Below are 17581 nucleotides of genomic sequence, written 5' to 3'. Positions count from 1 at the left end.
GGAAAAGCAAACTTTCGCTTAAAGATTGACGTTGATGTGCACGCGTACACAGCAAATCAAAATTAACAAAAACATGGTATTCCACATACTTGCTAAAAATTTTAATTAACTTACTCATCTACAAAATTACTTGAATCTATCATTATATTGCGTTCGTTAGCCGAAACTATTGAACAGCAACTTTCTTCACACTACCATCGCTATACTTCACGATGTTCAAGCCCTTGGCTGGAGCAGACAATTGCTGACCATTTACAGAATAGCGAGAGAGTTCCTTGGCATCGGTAGAGGTTGTTACCCTGTCGATTCCTGTAGGATCATATTCTACAATATTTCCAAAATCGCCCCAAACATCAGCAAGCCAATAGTCTTGTTCTGTTCCTTGTGGTACATATAATGTACACTTACTTATACCTACACCTGAAAATGCAGAGCCAGCAGAGATTGGAGTTGGCCAGCTAATATAAACAGAGGTCAAATCTCTACAATTCTGAAAGGCATATTTTCCCATCTCTGTAATAGTTGAAGGTATTACTACTGATGTTATTTTCTTATCATTCAGATAATACTCAATTCCACAATTTACGCCTATATAAGGATGACCTTTCGACAAATAAGTCTCAAATTCATCATCTATTATATAATATAGATTTGTCAAGCTACTGCAACCACTAAAAGCTGATTCACCTATCGAAGTAACACTGGAAGAGATGGTCAAGCTAGCCAAACCACTGCAATCACTAAAAGCATTCCATCCTATCGAAGTAACACTGGAAGGGATGGTTAAGTTAGTCAAACCATTGCAACCTTCAAAAGCGTACGAGCCTATCGAAGTAACACTGGAAGGGATAGTCAAGTTAGTCAAAACACAGCAACCACTAAAAGCATACATGCCTATCGAAGTAACACTGGAAGGGATGGTCAAGCTAGTCAAACCACTGCAATATCTAAAAGCATAATGCCGTATCTTAGTAACACTGGAAGGGATGGTCAAACTAGTCAAACTACGGCAATATTCAAAAGCTGATTCACCTATCGAAGTAACACTGGAAGGGATAGTCAAGCTAGTCAAACCACGGCAATATCTAAAAGCTGATTCACCTATCGAAGTAACACTGGAAGGGATAGTCAAGTTAGTCAAAACACCGCAATCATAAAAAGCATAATTGCCCAACTTATCATTAGAGGTATAATAAGAATCGCCATCAATATTAATATACGAATTTCCACCACCTACAATTTTAGCATCAGACAAATCTAATGTAGATAGCTTTCCTTTGGTACGGCCGTAATCATCCTCAGAAGCCATATCACGAATCAAACGCCAATCCGTACCATTTATTTCACCTACAATCTTCAGATTCGTAATCTTATACTTCTTACTACTTCCAATCTTGTCTGGTAATGTACCAGCCTTATCCAGTTTGATTGTAACTTGCCGAGTTATCAAATCATCAGCAGCATGGCTTGTAGCGTTGCACAAAAGAAACACTAAACACAAAAATAATCCTTTCAATTTCATTGTTTTCATAAGCCTAATCTTTATTAATTTCTACTTCTGATACTTCAGAAACATTATTACCCTGTACTATCATTCTTCCCGTAATTGATAGAACTCCTCTTTTATCATCACGAATTGTTAAGAGCCCCTCAAAAGAGAACACGTCTCCTCCAACAGAAACCACATCACTATTTGTAAAAACAAATCTATCAGAAGAAGAAATCATTCTTGCTAACCCATCAACTTTAGTACCTTGTATTTTTCTGAATAGTTTATCTTGCAACCCACTTTCTTGAAAGAATTTTTCCAAGCCAGTGTCGTTTACAGCACCATTCCAAATTAATAACTTTTCTGTTGGGGACACAATCTGAAACACGGCACCTTTCATCGCCTTGTTTCCATCAAGTTCTCCGATAAATTTAAACTTCGCTTCAGAAGCTTCGCCTAAAGCTATCACCTCACCCTGGTTTGTACCTTGATAAGGACTGATTTGCAATCTAAACATTTATATTCCTTTCCTTACCAACCCATCATCCCAAGGTTAGCGAATAAAATAAACGGAAAGCGTGGGATCTCCTCGTTACTCGTCCCACTGATTGAGGCCTTCGCATTGCCCAGGATTGTTGAACGAGCAACGTCGAAGCCCACGCCGATATGTGTACACTTTCCCCTATACGGATATAAGACTTATCACTTGTCGCAATAAGCCATACCAGTAAAGGGATGTGGCTAAAACACATCCCGAGGGCATCTACCGTTGCATTGCTCATGACAATCCTTGAAGTTTGCGAAGTTTCAATCAGTCTAGAACAAAGCGCCAAGTAAACGCTCTATATTATGTCACGACACCTCTACCCTCCCAAGTCCTCGTCTCAACCATCTCTCTATAAAAAAGGAAGAAAAGCATCAACTCGGCGTGAGCGAACGGGTATCTGCGTGCAAAGGTAATGAAAATAATCGGATAGTCGTATCATTTCCGATTATTTTTTTCAAGAAACATAAAGATTCTGTTGTGTGAGGGCACACAACAGCCACAAAAGCCCTTTATCTATTCTACTTTGAACAAATCATCCAGCACCACCTCGTTCTGAATGTTTTGCCAACCGGCATTATGCTCCACACCATACGAAGTTATCATCGTTAGATGGAGAGTCTTCTTCGTTCCTGTTGCCTGCTTGAACAACTCCCTGCGCTTGATTAACCAAGCCACATAATCGGGAGTGATGGAATAAGTACACAAGTAAACTTTTGATATTTAAGAGGAGAAGGTACAGAAAAACAGCTGTTAACTGTTAACCCCTATTTCAGATTCTTATCCAGAAACTCCAGCATTTTCTCCTGCGCCTTCAAACCGCAGGAATGAGGAATGTCCCAAAGTTCCGTATCCAGCAGATTATCAGCTCCCTGACTCTTCCAAACCTTGTGCATTTCTGCGAAAGCATCCTTTACGCCAGGTACCGGAAAGAGCTTGTCTTTTGTGCCATTGATGAAGAGCATCGGTTTCGGACAGGCGAGGGAGCGATGTGAGGTTTGTCGATAAGAAATCTATCTTCCTGTTTATAAGATTAGTTATTGTTTGCAAAATTAAGAAATTATCCGCAAAAAGAGCCCAATAATCTCGATTTTTTTGCGTACCTTTGCCTAAACATCAATAAACAACAGATAAGACATCATCAAATAGAAAATAAAGATATGAAAATAGCAGTTTTTTGTTCAGCAAATAAGAATATCGACCCCGACTTCTTCACGATGACAGAAGAGATGGGAAAGTGGATGGCTGAGAACGGGCACGACCTGGTTTTCGGCGGCTGCAACTCCGGACTGATGGATTGCATCGGCAAGGCTGTAAAGGCGAATGGCGGCAGAACCATCGGTGTGGTTCCTACGCTTGTAGAGCGAGGCGGCAGAACCTTCCCTGACCTCGACATCGAGATCCCGTGTGATAATCTCAGCGACCGCAAGGACCTGATGCTTGCCCAGAGCGACATCTTCGTAGCCCTTCCTGGCGGCATCGGCACCCTGGATGAAATCTTCACCATCGCCGCCGCCCACACCATCGGCTACCATCACAAGATGGTGATTCTCTACAACATGAAAGGCTTCTGGAACTCCACCATCGCCCTGCTGGATGACATGGCTGATAAGGGGGTAATTCGTGGCAATTGGCGGGATGTAATTGAAGTGGCGGATAACCTGGAAGAACTGGCAAAAATGTGCATTTAAGGAGAAAGAGCGGAAAAACAACTGTTAACTGTTAACTCTGTTAACCCCAGTTGTTCTTCCGCTCTTGATATTTTCTTCAAGACCATCTATCCCTTATTTTCTTTCCCCAAAAGGAAATCGGAGAGGCTCATCATCAGAATGCCTTCTTCATTATAACCCGAACGATACCTATCCCCTACGATTATCAGTTTGCGGAAGCCATCGTTTACATTCAAAAGAGAAGCCTGCTCCTGATCTACCTTCTCCTTATCAGGCAAGGCATAAGCCGACTGGATATAGAGGCGTTCATCATGACGGTTCACCACGAAATCTATCTCAAGATTCCTACGCTGCAGCTTGCCATTCTCATCCCGCTTGAAGCTTGCCACCGATCCCACATCCACAGTATAACCCTGCTTCCGCAATTCGTTATAAACCACGTTCTCCATAATATGAGTGTATTCTATCTGCCGGAAATCTACCACGGCATTTCTGATACCGATGTCCTCGAAGTAATACTTGGTACCAGTACCAATATATTTGCGTCCTTTCACATCATAGCGCAAAGCCTCGCTGATGATGAAGGAATCCTGCAGGTTCTCCAGATACCTGCCAATAGTTTTAGTACCGATTTCCACTCCTCCAACAGATTTGAACGTATTAGAAATTCTCTGCACATTCGTACAAGAACCAATCGTAGAAGCCAGAAGGCGCACCAACTCGCGCATCCCATCAGAATTCTTCAGGCGATTACGCTCCAAAACATCCTTCAGATAAACCGTCTCATAAATCTCTCGAAGATAGTTCTGTTTCGCTTCCGGAGTTTCCATCTGCGCCACAGCAGGCAATCCACCATAAAGATAATAGGTTTCCAGGGCTTGACGCTCCTCTCCTCCTACCACCTCGTAGTATTCGGCAAAACTCAGTGGATGGATTCGGATTTCCCAACCTCTACCACGAAATTCAGTTATCACATCCTTCGATAAAAATCGGGCATTGGAACCAGTAACATACACTTCGGCATTTTCCACATGGAGATAAGAGTTGAGCACATCCTCAAACTCCTTCACCATCTGAACCTCATCCAAGAGAATATAATACCTATCCTTATCTTTCATCAAAGCATCGATATGTTCCAGCAAAGCATCAGGATCACGGAGTTTCTTGTTTCTACGGTCTTCAAGATTTACTTGTATGATATGATCTTCCGCAACACCTCTTTCAAGCAAATGCTTGCGGAAGATGTTGAACAAAAGGAAGGATTTACCACAACGGCGAATGCCGGTGATAATCTTTATCATCCCATTGCCTTCTGCCGAGATGAGTTCTTTCAAGTATGCTTTACGTTCAAAATACATAGTTTTATGACGTTTTTTTGTGTCAAGACACGGTTTTCTGTCGCAAATATACGCTTTTTACACAACTTCACCAAGTTTTATCGTAATTTACACGAAATATTTAAAGGTATTTAAACAAAGAAAGAGCGGAAAAACAACTGTTAACTGTTAACTCTGTTAACCCCCAGTTGTTCTTCCGCCCTTAAACTTTTATTCCGCCAGCAGCTTCTCAGCCATCGCCTTACCCAGCGCCTCGCACTGCTCCTTCACCTCTGGAGTAATCGCCTGCTTCATATCCACCGGCTCGCCCACTGGCTCGTAGTGGAGCTTGGTTTCGTTCCACTCCTGAATCTTAGCCACAGCCTTGCTTGCCCAGCAATGAGAACCGTACCAGCCAAGAAGGTGGTTCTTGACGTCCTTATTGGCAAGCTCGGAGAGGAGAACCTCCATCTCGTGATAAAGACCGGCATTGTAGGTTGGAGCACCCACGATGAGACCCTTGTAGCGGAAGATGTCGCGCAGGATATAGCTGTGGTGAGTCTTCGAGATATTATACATCACGATGTTCTTCACGCCTGCCTTGCTTGCTGCACGGGCGATGATTTCTGCCATACGCTCGGTGTTGCCATACATGGTGCCGTAGCAGATAACGAGGCCCGGCTCCGTCTCGTACTTCGACATCTTATCATACATGCCGATAACCTTCTCAATATGCTCGTGCCAAACCGGACCATGGGTTGAGCAGATGTAATCCAGCTCCACGCCTGCCAACTTCTTCAACGCATTCTGAACAGGGATTCCATACTTACCCACAATGTTTGAATAGTAGCGAACCATCTCCAGCCAGAAAGTCTCGCAGTTGATTTCCGTATCGATGATTCCGCCATTCAGCGCTCCGAAGCAGCCGAACGCATCGCCCGAGAAGAGCACCTTGTTCTTCGCATCCAGGGTAACCATCGTCTCTGGCCAGTGAACCATAGGGATGAGAACAAAGCTCAGCTCGTGGTTGCCCAGAGAGAGGGTTTCGCCATTCTTCACCTCTACCACATCGTCGGTAACGCCATAGAAGCCTTCCAGCATTCCCAGGGTCTTCTTGTTGCCCACAATCTTGATATTAGGGTAATATTTCTTGATGAGGGCGATGGAGCCGCTGTGGTCAGGTTCCATGTGGTTGATGATGAGGTAATCGATTTCGCGGTCGCCAATCACCTCGTGAATGTTCTCGAGGAACTGGGTGAAGAAATCTACCTCTACAGTATCTACCAGCGCTACCTTCTCATCGTCAATGATATAAGAGTTGTAGCTCACTCCGTTAGGCAAAGGCCAGAGGCCCTCAAAACGATGCTTGTTGCGGTCGTTAACGCCTACGTAATAAATCTTGTTTGTAATTTCTGTCATATCCTTATATTTTTATAATTCCTTCTTCTTTTCTTCTCCAAATTCCTTGGAAACATAATTGTATATGTCCTTGCAGCATTCGGTGGAGAACTCCTGGGCGCTCTTCAGGAGGCTGTCCCATTGCGCCTCAGATAATCCACGGTCGATATCCTCGCGGGTGATTCCATCCTTGATCAGTCCGAATACGAAACCGGCATTGAAGTTATCGCCGGCTCCGATGGTGCTCACCGGCTTCATCTTCTCCGAAGGATAACTCTTGGCAAAGCCGTTCTCGGCTCTCACCTCTACAGGCTCAGCGCCCTGGGTGCAGATAAACTTCTTGCAGTAGAAACTGATTTCAGCATTATACACCTTGTCAGCCTCCGGTTTCTTATAGAGGATTCCGAAGTCTTCGTGGCTTCCACGCACGAAATCGGCAAACTCCAGGTTCTCTATCAGATTAGGCGTAATCTTCATGATTTCGTTCTGATGAGAAGCACGGAAGTTGATGTCGTAATAGAGGATGGCGCCGTGATTCTTGGCGTACTCCAGGAAACCTGCCACCTGAGGGCGAACCACAGGATTCAGGGCGAAGAACGAACCGAAGAGCACGATGTCGCCAGGATTGATTTCCGGAGTGGCAAACTCCAGCTGGTCGTGGGGATGGTCCTTGTAGAAGATGTAGTCGGCATTGTTGTTCTCGTCGAGGAACGCCAGCGAGAGCGGCGACTTTGATTCCGGGAAGATGCTCACGTTGTCGGCATTCACCCCATTATCTCTCAGAAACTGAATCACATACTCACCAATACGGTCGTTGCCCGCCTCGCTGATAAACGAAGCGTTCACGCCCGAACGTCCCAACGAGATGACTGCATTGAACGATGAGCCACCCGGTACAGCCTCTATCGGCTTGCCGTTCTTGAAGATGATATCAAGCACGGTCTCTCCTATTCCTATAACCTTACGCATTGTTTTATGTCTCTATTTATATTTTTTGGGGGCAAAGATAATTCTTTTTGGCGATAATGCAAAATAAATGCCCATTTTTTTGGATTCATTACATTTTCAATGTAACTTTGCACCTTGAAATGAAATACAATACTTATACATTAGATAATGGACTCCGCATCATCCACCTGCCTCGGATAGCAAGGTGGTGTATTGCGGCTATCAGATAAACGCCGGCACCCGCAATGAGGAGCCGGGCGAAGAAGGCTTGGCGCACTTCTGCGAGCACGTCACCTTCAAGGGCACTGAGCGCCGCAAGGCGTGGCACATTCTCAACTGTCTGGAGAGCGTGGGCGGCGACCTGAATGCCTATACCAACAAGGAGGGCACGGTGTATTACTCCGCCATCCTGAAGGAGCACATTGCAAGGGCCGTGGATCTGCTTTCCGACATAGTCTTCCACTCGGTTTATCCGCAGGCGGAAATAGATAAGGAGGTAGAGGTAATCTGCGATGAGATAGAGAGCTATAATGATTCGCCTGCCGAACTGATTTACGATGAATTAGAGAATATCCTGTTCAAGGGTTCGCCGCTGGGGCACAATATTCTGGCACTGCCGAGCAGGTTCGCCGCTTTACCACCGAGGATGCGCTGCGCTTCACGCAGAAACTTTATCGGCCGGATAATGCAATATTCTTCGCTTATGGGGATATTGATTTTAAGAAGCTGGTGAAGCTTATCGGGAGGGCGCTCGCAGATTCTGTGGGAAATAAAAAATCTGTGTCATCTGTGAAATCTGTGGGACTTGAAAATTATCCATCTGTGGGAGAAGAGATTGCCGGGCAGACGATTGTGGTGCAGAAGAATACGCATCAGGCTCATGTGATGATTGGAACCCGGGCTTACGATGTGAACGACGACCGACGAATGCCGCTCTATCTGCTCAACAATATGCTGGGCGGACCGGGCATGAACGCCAAGCTGAACCTCGCCCTCAGAGAGCACAATGGCTTGGTTTACACCGTAGAAAGCACGATGGTTTCCTATGGCGACACGGGCACCTGGAGCATCTATTTCGGCTGCGATGAGCACGATGTGAAGCGCTGCCTCCGCCTGGTTCGCAAGGAGCTGGATAAGTTTATGCAGAAGCCTTTGAGCAATGCGCAGCTCAAGGCTGCCAAGAAGCAGATAAAGGGTCAGATAGGCGTGGCTTGCGACAACCGCGAGAACTTCGCCCTCGACTTCGGCAAGAGCTTCCTGCATTATGGCTGGGAGAAGAACGTTGACCGCCTCTACGAGCAGGTGGATGAGATTACCGCCGCCCAGATTCAAGCTGTAGCTCAGGATCTGTTCGACAAAGACAGGCTCACCACCCTGATTTTCAAGTAACAATCCAAGATTCACAAGTGAGGGAATTGATTGAAGTTAAAGAAGTTATCACTCCCTACGGTCGTTCGGGAAGTGAAGAGACAATAGTCTTCTTCCGTAAACGCAGGACATTTGTCCTCTAACTACCCTAACTTCTCTTAACTTCCCCACATGCGAAAGTTCTGTAGAAATATAACTAACTTAATATAAAAATTATGATGAAAAAAATCATGTTATCAATCTGCCTCCTCTGTGCCTGCACTACCTTACAGGCGCAGGGACGCAAGCACACTACATTTTATGACCAGAGAGCTACGCTCTTTGAAGTTCTCCCAACCAGCAAGAAGGACATCATCTTCCTGGGCAACAGCATCACCAACGGAGGTGAATGGGCGGAATTAATTGGTAACCCACACGTGAAGAACCGTGGAATCAGCGGCGATAGAACCGATGGCATTCTCGACCGACTCCACGTCATCACCAAAGGCAAGCCAGCCAAAATCTTCCTCTTAATCGGCATTAACGACCTCTCCGGCGGCCGCAGCATCGAGGAAATCGCCAAGAACATTGATGAGATTGCTGAGCGAATCAAGAACGAATCTCCTTCTACCCGTCTCTATCTGCAGAGCGTTCTGCCGCTGAACCCAAAGTTCAACATGTTTGTTACCCACATGAGCCGTAAGAAGGATGTTCCTGCCCTCAATGCCCTGATCAAGGACATCGCCAACCGTCGTGGCTTGACCTACATCGACCTCTTCTCTGAATTCGTGACCCCTGGAACCCAGGAAATGAACCCGGATTACACCAACGACGGATTGCATCTGCTCGGAAAAGGCTACCAGAACTGGATTAGAATCCTGAAGCCTTATCTTGGAAAATAAAGAGAAACAAAGAGAACAAAGAAGAATAAAGAGAAATAAAGAAGAATAAAGAGAGACAAAGAAAATCGGGCTGTTAACTGTTAACCTGTTAACTGCCCGATTTCTTTTTTCCTTTAAAAACACTCAATAAGAACAAAACCTACGCTGCCATTCCAGGCGTTCCATAATGACCATACTTGCCGATGAACTTGGCCGTCTTCGAGAAGGTACCGTCCTCGTTCTTCACGATGAAGCCACGCTTCTTCCAGGTGCATAGAAGGACGGCAAGCTTCGTCTTGGTGCCATGAACCATGCAGACTTCCTGGATTTCAGCCTTATCAAAAGTATCATGAACGAAGAGCAGAAGATTGCTCACACCGGATGCATGATAGATAGAACGGGTGTCTGCATCTATCGCCTCCTGCATCTGATTGCCGAAGAAACGCATCTTGCACCACAAATCATACTTCACGCTCCATACGATGAAATCCTCTATCGCCTTCTCCCACTTCTCGCCATTCGCCAGATAAAGCACCATCGCTCTGCGGAAACCATTCGCCAGACTGCGCTTGGCAAACTCGGCGTAAGGCTTGTTATAAGCCAGCTGAGCCAATTCCATAAGCTCACTGCCCAGGCGCTCGATAAGCTGGCGCACCTTCCTGCACTCCTTGGAACCGCTGGCGGCATTCAACTGATGGATGTAAGGAGCCAGCTGCGACTTGAACTGCGCATCATAATTCCCCACAACCGGACAAGGAGCGAACTCGGGAAGGAAGATAGTGGCAAGCGACAATCGGCTCACGGCTCCATCAGCTACTTCACGAACCGAGAAGAACTTCTGCGTGACGGCGATGGTACTGGAAGCATTCCAGTTGAAACGGGTCTTTACACGGGCGGTTACGCTCTTGGTGCCCACACGCTCCTGACCATCCTCTGAATTATCCCAGCAGAGACGGATCAGCTGGCTAGGGTCGTTGAACTTCTTGAGCATGTCCACCTCGTCCATCTTGCAGTAGAGATAAGCATCGCCAGCCTTCTGCGCATCGTCCAGACGCTGGATGTAGGCAGCACGGGTAAGGTCGGGCGAAACGATGCGGATGCAGATGTCTTCCGGGCGCACCGGCTTCTTCTTGTTGTCGCCCATGGTGTTCACCTCGTCCTTCCATTCCTGCTCCTTCTGACGGTTCACCTTATCCATCTCCACCAGGTCTTCGATGATGCTGTCGATAGGTCCGTTTACTGCCGATTTACCAGACGACATCGGCGCTACGAGCAGATTCATCATCGCCGCCTCATGCACCTGATTGTCGATGTAGCGGAAGTTGACGCCCTTGAGATGAGCAGCCAGCGGAGGGAAGACCGCCATCGCCACAGGCGCCTTGAAATCGGCTGGCACCTTGCTGGTGAGCAGTTTGATGAGCTTAGGCAGCTTGGCAGGCATCTGTGGGGGAACATCGGCATAGATACCCGCCTTCTCGGTAGCTTGCTTGGCGAGATAATTCTTGCGGGCGAGTTCTATCGCCACCTTCACCTTTTCGGGCATTACGGCAGACTGAGCCACCTTGCAGGCGCTATCTACAGCAGCAAAAGCCTTCTGCTCGTCCTCGCCATAAGTCAGGATTACCTGCTTGATCCATTCGGGGTCGTTGTTGCAGATGTAACGCAGATAGAGCGCCTCTCTGTAGATGAAGTTGTTGCGGTTGCCATGAGCCGGATCAGGACCAATCTGCGCCGCCAGCTCCTTCACAATCTCCTCGTAAGGAATGCCCTCGTAGGTCTGCTCATACGCTGCGGCATTGGCAGCCTTTCTCGCCTTCTCCTCCTCGCTCTCTATAGGCTGGAAATCTACGGTTGGAGCAGAAGATGATGAGGAAGAATCTACATCCAGCTGACGGCCATCGATGTCCAGTCCTCTCTTTCTGTAAGCCTCACGATATTCTGCCACGGCTTCCTCATCCAGTCGCTTGTACCAGTCGTCGGCAGTGTAGATCTGGCTCACGGCATCGGTGATGAAGATGATGCGCTCAGGCGTAACGCAGCTAGGGTCTTCGGTGGCATGGATGAGCTTGCAGAAAGCGCTCTGAGCCTCAGCGATGGTCATTCCTACAGGGATGCGGATGTCGATGTGCGCCTTGTTGCGGGCCGAACGTTCTACGTGAAGCACTTTCCCCTTCCAAAGCTCGATGTCATCGGCAGAGAAAATCTTCTCTCTGAAAAGTTTCTCCTCTGCATCATCAAACATTCCGTTCAGCAGCAGGGCATTCTTCACCGCCGTCTCCACCTCCTCCGGGTTGTCGATGTCCACGGTGGTCTGGAAGGTGAAAGCCTCTGGGTCGATGGTCTTCTGGGCACGGTGGTCATCCAGGAAGTGGAAGTAGTGAGGAGAGCGGAACGGCAGCTGCTTCTTGAGGACGGAAATCTGCTTGTCAAGCTGCTTGAAGGTCTCGCCCGCCTTCACCTCCTCCTGCTTCTTGATGATGGCAAAGGCAAGGTCATCCTCGTTAGCATACTGAGATGCATCTACCGCATCAGTCACCTGCTGCAGCATCTGGTTCTGCTTGGCGGTGAGGTCGCGAATCTGACCTACGAGGGTGCTGAGCCAAGGCTGCTTGGTAAGCTCGGTGTAGTAATCGAGAAGATAAGTAGAAATCTTACCCATGTTCGCATTGCGGTTAGGGTTCATGGCGATGAGACGGCTGCTCATCTGCTTGCACTCATCAAAAGAAAGATTGTTTTTTACCATTTGAATAATTTTTATGTTATACAATGACTGGATTACTGAAAACCAGCCACTTCTCTTCCGAAAAGCGATGCAAAGATAAACAAAAAAATAGCCGCTTACAAGTTTTTCCTGAAATAAAAAAGCAGGGGTATAAGAGGGGTATAAAACAAGGTATAAAGAATCATCAAAGGGTATAGGAGGGGTATAAGCGAGGTATTAATATACCCCGCTAGCTACCATCTTCCGCCGTCATCTCGTCATCATTCTTGGTGTCCGAGTCTGGCACTTCCTTATCCACCTGTTTCGGCAAGATTTCCTTCAAGTTCACATTCTCCGAATAGGCTGTTTCGCCCAAAATCTTCTTGAAAGCATTCACAATATCGCAATAATGATTGAATCTTTCTATGCTTACCGAGCCCAACTTATCTGAATCAAGTTTCCACCATTCCAGAGCCGCATATTCGAATGGGTCAGATTTCACCTGCGCAAGATCCTTCCATTTGCAGAGCGGAGCACGCCCCGTATTCTCCGGAGGTATTTTTTCATACAGGTGGGCCAGATGTTTGCAGAAGGCCGTAGGAGTTCCCATATTGAATAGCCCCCACCCGTTTAAGAGGCGGAACACAGGAAACCAGTCGGATTGACTTTTCACCAGCACTTCAGAACTGCCTTTTTTCTTATAAACCGCTATCTTCGGAATTACCAAATCAACCAGTTCCATGAATTTCTCTTTCTTCACTTCGTTTGAAGGCTTGGCACCCACCGCCTTCATCGCCTTCATCGCCTCCAGCGATGCTGCATCACCGTGTTTTCCCCACTGCTTCACATCATTCACCCTGCCATTCATAATCATCAGCACGATGCCCGAAAGCAGCTGGAGCATCTTCTTGCGGGGCACACGCTTATAGAACACCTGACGGAGGAAATCTACCGGGTCCGCCTTAAAAGTCTGGTAGAGCGAGAAAGGGAAGGCCTTGAGCTGGCGTTCTATCTCGTCCAGCTGGTCGGCGTAATCGTAGGTGCCCGTCTGCTTCTGCTTGAGGGCAACAGGCGCATCTATGAAGAACGACTGGGCAGCGCGCTCACGATAACTGGAACTGGTAATGAATCCCAGTTCGGTAGTCAGGACTTCGCCCATGCGATGGATTTCCTCATCATCTATCAGATAGAGCTTGTTGAGAATCCGGTTTCTCGTCTGGGTCATTTCGCGGGAATAATCGCTCCGCTGAATCTCCAGGAAGCAGGCGAGGCGCTCCCTAGCCTCTTCCAGGTTGTCGCGCAGCTCAGCCTCCAGTTCTGCCCTGGAATCAGTCTCCAGTGAGAGTTGCTCCTGAATCAGGATAATGTCATCGATGACGCCTTCCAGCATCATGGTGCAATCGCTGAAACGGGTCAGCTTGTCGATGGGCAGGATGGGACCGGTATAGTGCCAGTCGTCATAGATACTGTCTTCATAGAGCCCCTTGCGCGCCAGCTCTATCTCCTGATCAGGGACATCTACCCGTGCCTCAACAATCAGCTGGAGCCCCGACTTCTCATCGCCTCCCTCCTTGCTGTTGCTTCCCAAGCATCGGGTTCGCAGGTTTCTGTCTTTTCTGGCGATGATGAGTGCTCTCACGTCCTCGCCCTCCAGGGCTGAGACATAGCCGATGAAAAGCTGCTTGTCGTAAGCCTTCACTGCCAGCATATCAAAGGGATTGGCGTCATCGGGCACAAGACAGATGGTTCTGCCCTCTGCCTCCTTGGCATATTCCACCTCATGACCTTTCACGTCGTTGTGGGTAAGACCTACTATATGGAATTTCAGATTCTTCATTGTCGTTTTTATGTTTGATATTGTTTGTTGTCAGCCGCAAAAGTACGGTTTTCTAATGAAACCACCAAGCATACATGTTTAAATTTCCTAAAAGAGCATCTGGGAGCAGCAGGGGTTAACAGGGTTAACAGTTAACAGCTGTTTTTTCCTACCTCCCCCTTGCGTACCTTATTATATTAAATATATATATACTTATTTTTATATATGTGTGGGAGGGGGAGTATGCATTTTTGGGGTGTTAACTGTTAACCTGTTAACTTCTGATGCGGATAATGAGGGTTGAGGGGGATGAGGACAAGGGGATGAAAATGATGAGAAAGAGGGGGATGAGAGGGCATCTATGAAGACCGAGCCTAGGCATCATTGATGACAACGGGAGGGCTTAATAGAAGACAGAAAAAGATGAAAAACAATGAGTTACGAGGCAAAAAGCTATGAGTTTTGGGGTAGAAAGCTATGACTTAGTTTTTTTAACTAAAGGCTGCGAGAAGGCAGTGAGAAGGCTGTTAAAGGCTGCAAAAAACTGCGAGGCGATACTCTACCTTATTATTTATAGGTAGAATATCGCCTCGTTGCCTTCATTGAAAAGGAGGTCCAGGATGCTCATATTCGGCTGGAAACCGTGCTTCTGTTCATAGACCTGATAATAGCGCTGGGGAGCGAATTCAGCATCAGGAAGCGGCTTCTTAGGGCGAATAGCATCGCGGAAATCAACTATACTTTGAACTTTGAGATTTGAGATTTGAACTTTATGATCAGCAATGCTATCGAATTCTTCACTCTTCACTCTTCGTTCTTCACTTAAAATATACTCGTCGGTAATCGAAATCTTCGGACGGATGTCGAGAAGTTCTATCATCTTCTCGGTAGTTTCCATGTTGAAATCGAAGAGGAATTCGTATTTCTTCTCGAAAAAGGGGCGGATGTCGTCCTGGTAATATTCAAAGAAAGGGCTCTCGCCGTAGGCGGAGAGGAGCGCATTCCAGTGGACGTGGCGCCAGTTGGCGTGGTCGGAGATGCGGATATCCTTCATCGCCAGCGATGTGTTGTGGTTCGTTGGGATGGTGAGCGAGAGGGGGCCGTTGGTGGTCGGGATGATCATACGGTTGCGATAGGTTTGCTTGATAAAGCTCTCGTGGCGCTCTATCAAGCATTCATCGTAGCGGTTCAGCTTCTGATACCACTGGATGGGACCGAAATATGTGGAAGATAATAATGCTTTCAAATTCTTATTCTTATGTATTTATTAATTCTTACTCAAGTTTCGCATGTAAGCTCCACACGCCCTGAAAGGGCAGAAGCTCTTAGCCCAGGGCATCGCCTGGGTAATTACGGACACAAACTTGTCGCCCTGTAAGGGCAAAAGCTTTGTACATTGCCCAGTATTTTAAAGCTTTTGCCCTTACAGGGCGCCTTGCTGATTGCCATTATACCCAGGCGATGCCCTGGGCTAGGAGCTTTTGGGCCTTCAGCCCGTTCTTGAACCACATGCGAAAGTTCAGTTAATAACGTGTTTATTCTCAAAACAGCTTGTAAGCCTTGCCTATCATCTGATGCTTATGCACCACCTGCTGCCCGGTAGGCATTTTCAGCAGATAGAAGCGGCAATCCTTGCAGCCGCAGCGCTTGCAGCACACCGTAGGATGATATACTGCACCGTATCGATGCGAATCGTATCGCCCGGCTGCTTCTCTACCCTACCTATGAAATAAGCCTCAGCAACTATCTTGCGGCGCTGGTTGCGGCGCTGATACGTGACGGAATCGGTGAAGACAACCACATCACCGCGATTGAAAAAATCGCAGTCAATCCTATTCACTATCACCCGGTTGCCAGCTTTCAGTTGCGGAGGAAGACCTCCCGCAGGCACCGTGAAGACAGTGAAGGCATAGGTTCGCACCGCCCACACCAGGAGCAGCGACAAACCTAAAGCTATTAGGAACTTAACTGCGATTTTCAAATCTATCTTTGCTTTCTTGATTTCAAAAGCTTCTGTTACTTGATGTTATCTACGAAGTTGAACAGGCGGTTCCAGCGGATGCCTGAGAAGCCCGGATGATCAGGACTGTGGCTCCACCAGATGAAGATAGGCTTACCCACGATGTGATCCTCTGGCACGAAGCCCCAGTAGCGGCTATCGGCCGAGTTGTGGCGGTTGTCGCCCATCATCCAGTAATAGTCGAGCTTGAAGGTGTAGCTCTTCGCCAGCTTGCCGTTGATGAAGATGTTGCCCTGGCTATCTACCTTCAGGTCGTTGCCCTCGTAAACCTTGATGCAGCGCTCGTAGATAGGAAGGTTCTTCAAGTTGAGCTGGATGCTCTTGCCCTTCTTCGGAATCCATACCGGACCGTAGTTGTCTCTTGTCCAGCCGGTATAGGCATTCAGCGGATAGAGGTCGCCATAGTTTGCATCGGTGTTGATGGAGATGCTCTCTACCAGGTTTCTGTTCGCCTTCAGCGCCAAGTAAGCCTTCTTGGTGAGAGGAATCACGCCGCTCTGATTGTACATCAGGAGGTCTTCGTTGGTGATTCCCAGCTCATCGGCAAGGTCGATAGGGAACTCGCCCTTGAGCTTCATCTTATAGGTATATTGCACATTATCAGGCTCCTTGTTCGCCTTGCCGTCGAGATAAACGATGCGGTTCTTGATCTGCAGGGTCTGTCCCGGCAAGCCCACGCAGCGCTTCACGTAGTTCTCGCGGCGGTCGGTAGGACGGCTGATGATGTCGCCATATTCGCCCGGCATGCTGGCGATGTAGTTGCGTCCGGCAGCATATACCTTTTCGAAGTAGCTGCGCTGCTGCAGAGGGTTCAATACACGAACATCCTGCTGCTGTCCGTTCTGCTCCAGTATCTGGTCGCCGATGGAGTAAACCATCTGATAGTAATCATTCGCCTGATAGCGCTCCTCGTTGCAGAGGGTGTCTCCGGCAGGATAGTTGAACACCACGATGTCGTTGAGTTTCACGTTGCCCAATCCCTTCACGCGACGGTAATCCCAGTGAGGCCACTCCACGTAGCTCTTCACGTTGACCAGCGGCATGGTGTGCTGGGTGAGCGGCATAGTGAGCGGAGTTTCAGGGATGCGAGGACCATAGCTTACCTTGCTCACGAAGAGATAGTCGCCCGTGAGGAGACTTTTTTCGAGAGAAGATGATGGAATCACATAGTTCTGGAAGAAGAAGAGGTTGATGAAATATACTGCCACGAGGGCGAATACGAGCGCATCAACCCAGCTCATGATGAAGCGCACAGGGCCTTCTTCATCCTTCCACCACTGCCAGTGAATCTTCTTGGTGATGTAAACGTCGAAGATGAACGGAACCACGATGAGTCCCAGCCAGCTCTTCACCCATATCAGGAAGAGGAGGTAGAGGGCGAGAACTACTGCGAACTTCGCCCACTGCACCTTCATATTGAGGTTTTGTTTCTGCTTGTCAATCATGTCTTT

The 17581-nt window shown here is 47.6% G+C and carries 16 protein-coding genes; 4 read left to right on the top strand and 12 right to left on the bottom strand.

Annotated elements, in window-relative coordinates:
• Positions 1-166: 166 nt before the first annotated feature.
• The 4 genes from DW830_RS01590 to DW830_RS01575 all read right to left on the bottom strand — a co-directional run bounded on the left by DW830_RS01590 (position 167) and on the right by DW830_RS01575 (position 2998).
• Entirely contained in the window at positions 167-1531 is a 1365-nt protein-coding gene (locus tag DW830_RS01590) for a leucine-rich repeat domain-containing protein (RefSeq protein WP_119248621.1), read from the bottom strand.
• A 4-nt stretch (positions 1532-1535) separates the two neighbouring features.
• A complete protein-coding gene (locus tag DW830_RS01585; RefSeq protein WP_119248620.1) occupies positions 1536-2006 on the bottom strand; it encodes a hypothetical protein in 471 nt (156 codons plus the stop codon).
• Positions 2007-2549: 543 nt separating this feature from the next.
• Positions 2550-2711, bottom strand: a complete 162-nt coding sequence (locus tag DW830_RS15695; protein ID WP_158573408.1) for a hypothetical protein — start codon at positions 2709-2711, stop codon at positions 2550-2552.
• A gap of 89 nt (positions 2712-2800) precedes the next feature.
• Positions 2801-2998 carry a hypothetical protein gene (locus tag DW830_RS01575; protein ID WP_369973472.1) on the bottom strand — a complete coding sequence of 66 codons (198 nt, stop codon included), beginning with the start codon at positions 2996-2998 and terminating at the stop codon, positions 2801-2803.
• Between the two features lie 195 nt (positions 2999-3193).
• Here DW830_RS01575 and DW830_RS01570 point away from each other — a divergent pair, with 195 nt between their 5' ends.
• Complete coding sequence (locus DW830_RS01570) at positions 3194-3724, top strand: TIGR00730 family Rossman fold protein (RefSeq protein ID WP_119248618.1); 531 nt, start codon at positions 3194-3196, stop codon at positions 3722-3724.
• 86 nt (positions 3725-3810) lie between these two features.
• Here the strand turns inward: DW830_RS01570 and DW830_RS01565 are convergent, their stop codons facing one another.
• The 3 genes from DW830_RS01565 to DW830_RS01555 all read right to left on the bottom strand — a co-directional run bounded on the left by DW830_RS01565 (position 3811) and on the right by DW830_RS01555 (position 7386).
• A complete protein-coding gene (locus DW830_RS01565; protein ID WP_119248617.1) occupies positions 3811-5061 on the bottom strand; it encodes an ATP-binding protein in 1251 nt (416 codons plus the stop codon).
• A 189-nt stretch (positions 5062-5250) separates the two neighbouring features.
• Entirely contained in the window at positions 5251-6438 is a 1188-nt protein-coding gene (locus DW830_RS01560; protein ID WP_119248616.1) for an FprA family A-type flavoprotein, read from the bottom strand.
• 12 nt (positions 6439-6450) lie between these two features.
• The gene (locus DW830_RS01555) at positions 6451-7386 is read right to left on the bottom strand and encodes a carbohydrate kinase family protein (protein ID WP_119248615.1); all 936 of its coding nucleotides are present in this window, start codon (positions 7384-7386) and stop codon (positions 6451-6453) included.
• A 184-nt stretch (positions 7387-7570) separates the two neighbouring features.
• Between DW830_RS01555 and DW830_RS17230 the strand changes: the two genes are divergently transcribed.
• The 3 genes from DW830_RS17230 (at position 7571) to DW830_RS01545 (ending at position 9614) form a co-directional block, all read left to right on the top strand.
• Positions 7571-8098: a M16 family metallopeptidase gene (locus tag DW830_RS17230; protein ID WP_410524475.1), complete on the top strand. Its 528-nt coding sequence runs from the start codon at positions 7571-7573 to the stop codon at positions 8096-8098.
• Positions 8017-8754: a M16 family metallopeptidase gene (locus tag DW830_RS17225; protein WP_410524477.1), complete on the top strand. Its 738-nt coding sequence runs from the start codon at positions 8017-8019 to the stop codon at positions 8752-8754. The genes DW830_RS17230 and DW830_RS17225 overlap by 82 nt, the downstream gene beginning before the upstream one ends.
• A gap of 197 nt (positions 8755-8951) precedes the next feature.
• A complete protein-coding gene (locus DW830_RS01545; RefSeq protein ID WP_119248666.1) occupies positions 8952-9614 on the top strand; it encodes a GDSL-type esterase/lipase family protein in 663 nt (220 codons plus the stop codon).
• 139 nt (positions 9615-9753) lie between these two features.
• On the opposite strand, the gene DW830_RS01540 is transcribed toward DW830_RS01545, so the two are convergent.
• From DW830_RS01540 to lepB, 5 genes are all read right to left on the bottom strand, one after another.
• Positions 9754-12336, bottom strand: a complete 2583-nt coding sequence (locus DW830_RS01540; RefSeq protein WP_119248614.1) for a hypothetical protein — start codon at positions 12334-12336, stop codon at positions 9754-9756.
• A 208-nt stretch (positions 12337-12544) separates the two neighbouring features.
• Complete coding sequence (locus DW830_RS01535; RefSeq protein ID WP_119248613.1) at positions 12545-14131, bottom strand: hypothetical protein; 1587 nt, start codon at positions 14129-14131, stop codon at positions 12545-12547.
• Positions 14132-14681: 550 nt separating this feature from the next.
• Positions 14682-15356, bottom strand: a complete 675-nt coding sequence (locus tag DW830_RS01530) for a WbqC family protein (RefSeq protein ID WP_119248612.1) — start codon at positions 15354-15356, stop codon at positions 14682-14684.
• Between the two features lie 363 nt (positions 15357-15719).
• Positions 15720-16091, bottom strand: coding sequence for a S26 family signal peptidase (locus tag DW830_RS01525; protein ID WP_147487176.1), 372 nt, complete (start codon positions 16089-16091; stop codon positions 15720-15722).
• A 35-nt stretch (positions 16092-16126) separates the two neighbouring features.
• Positions 16127-17575 carry a signal peptidase I gene (gene lepB / locus DW830_RS01520; protein WP_119248610.1) on the bottom strand — a complete coding sequence of 483 codons (1449 nt, stop codon included), beginning with the start codon at positions 17573-17575 and terminating at the stop codon, positions 16127-16129.
• Positions 17576-17581: the final 6 nt, after the last annotated feature.

The sequence above is a fragment of the Prevotella sp. AM34-19LB genome (assembly GCF_003468525.1).
Lineage (GTDB): Bacteria > Bacteroidota > Bacteroidia > Bacteroidales > Bacteroidaceae > Prevotella.
This window is presented reverse-complemented; position numbering and strand designations above follow the sequence as displayed.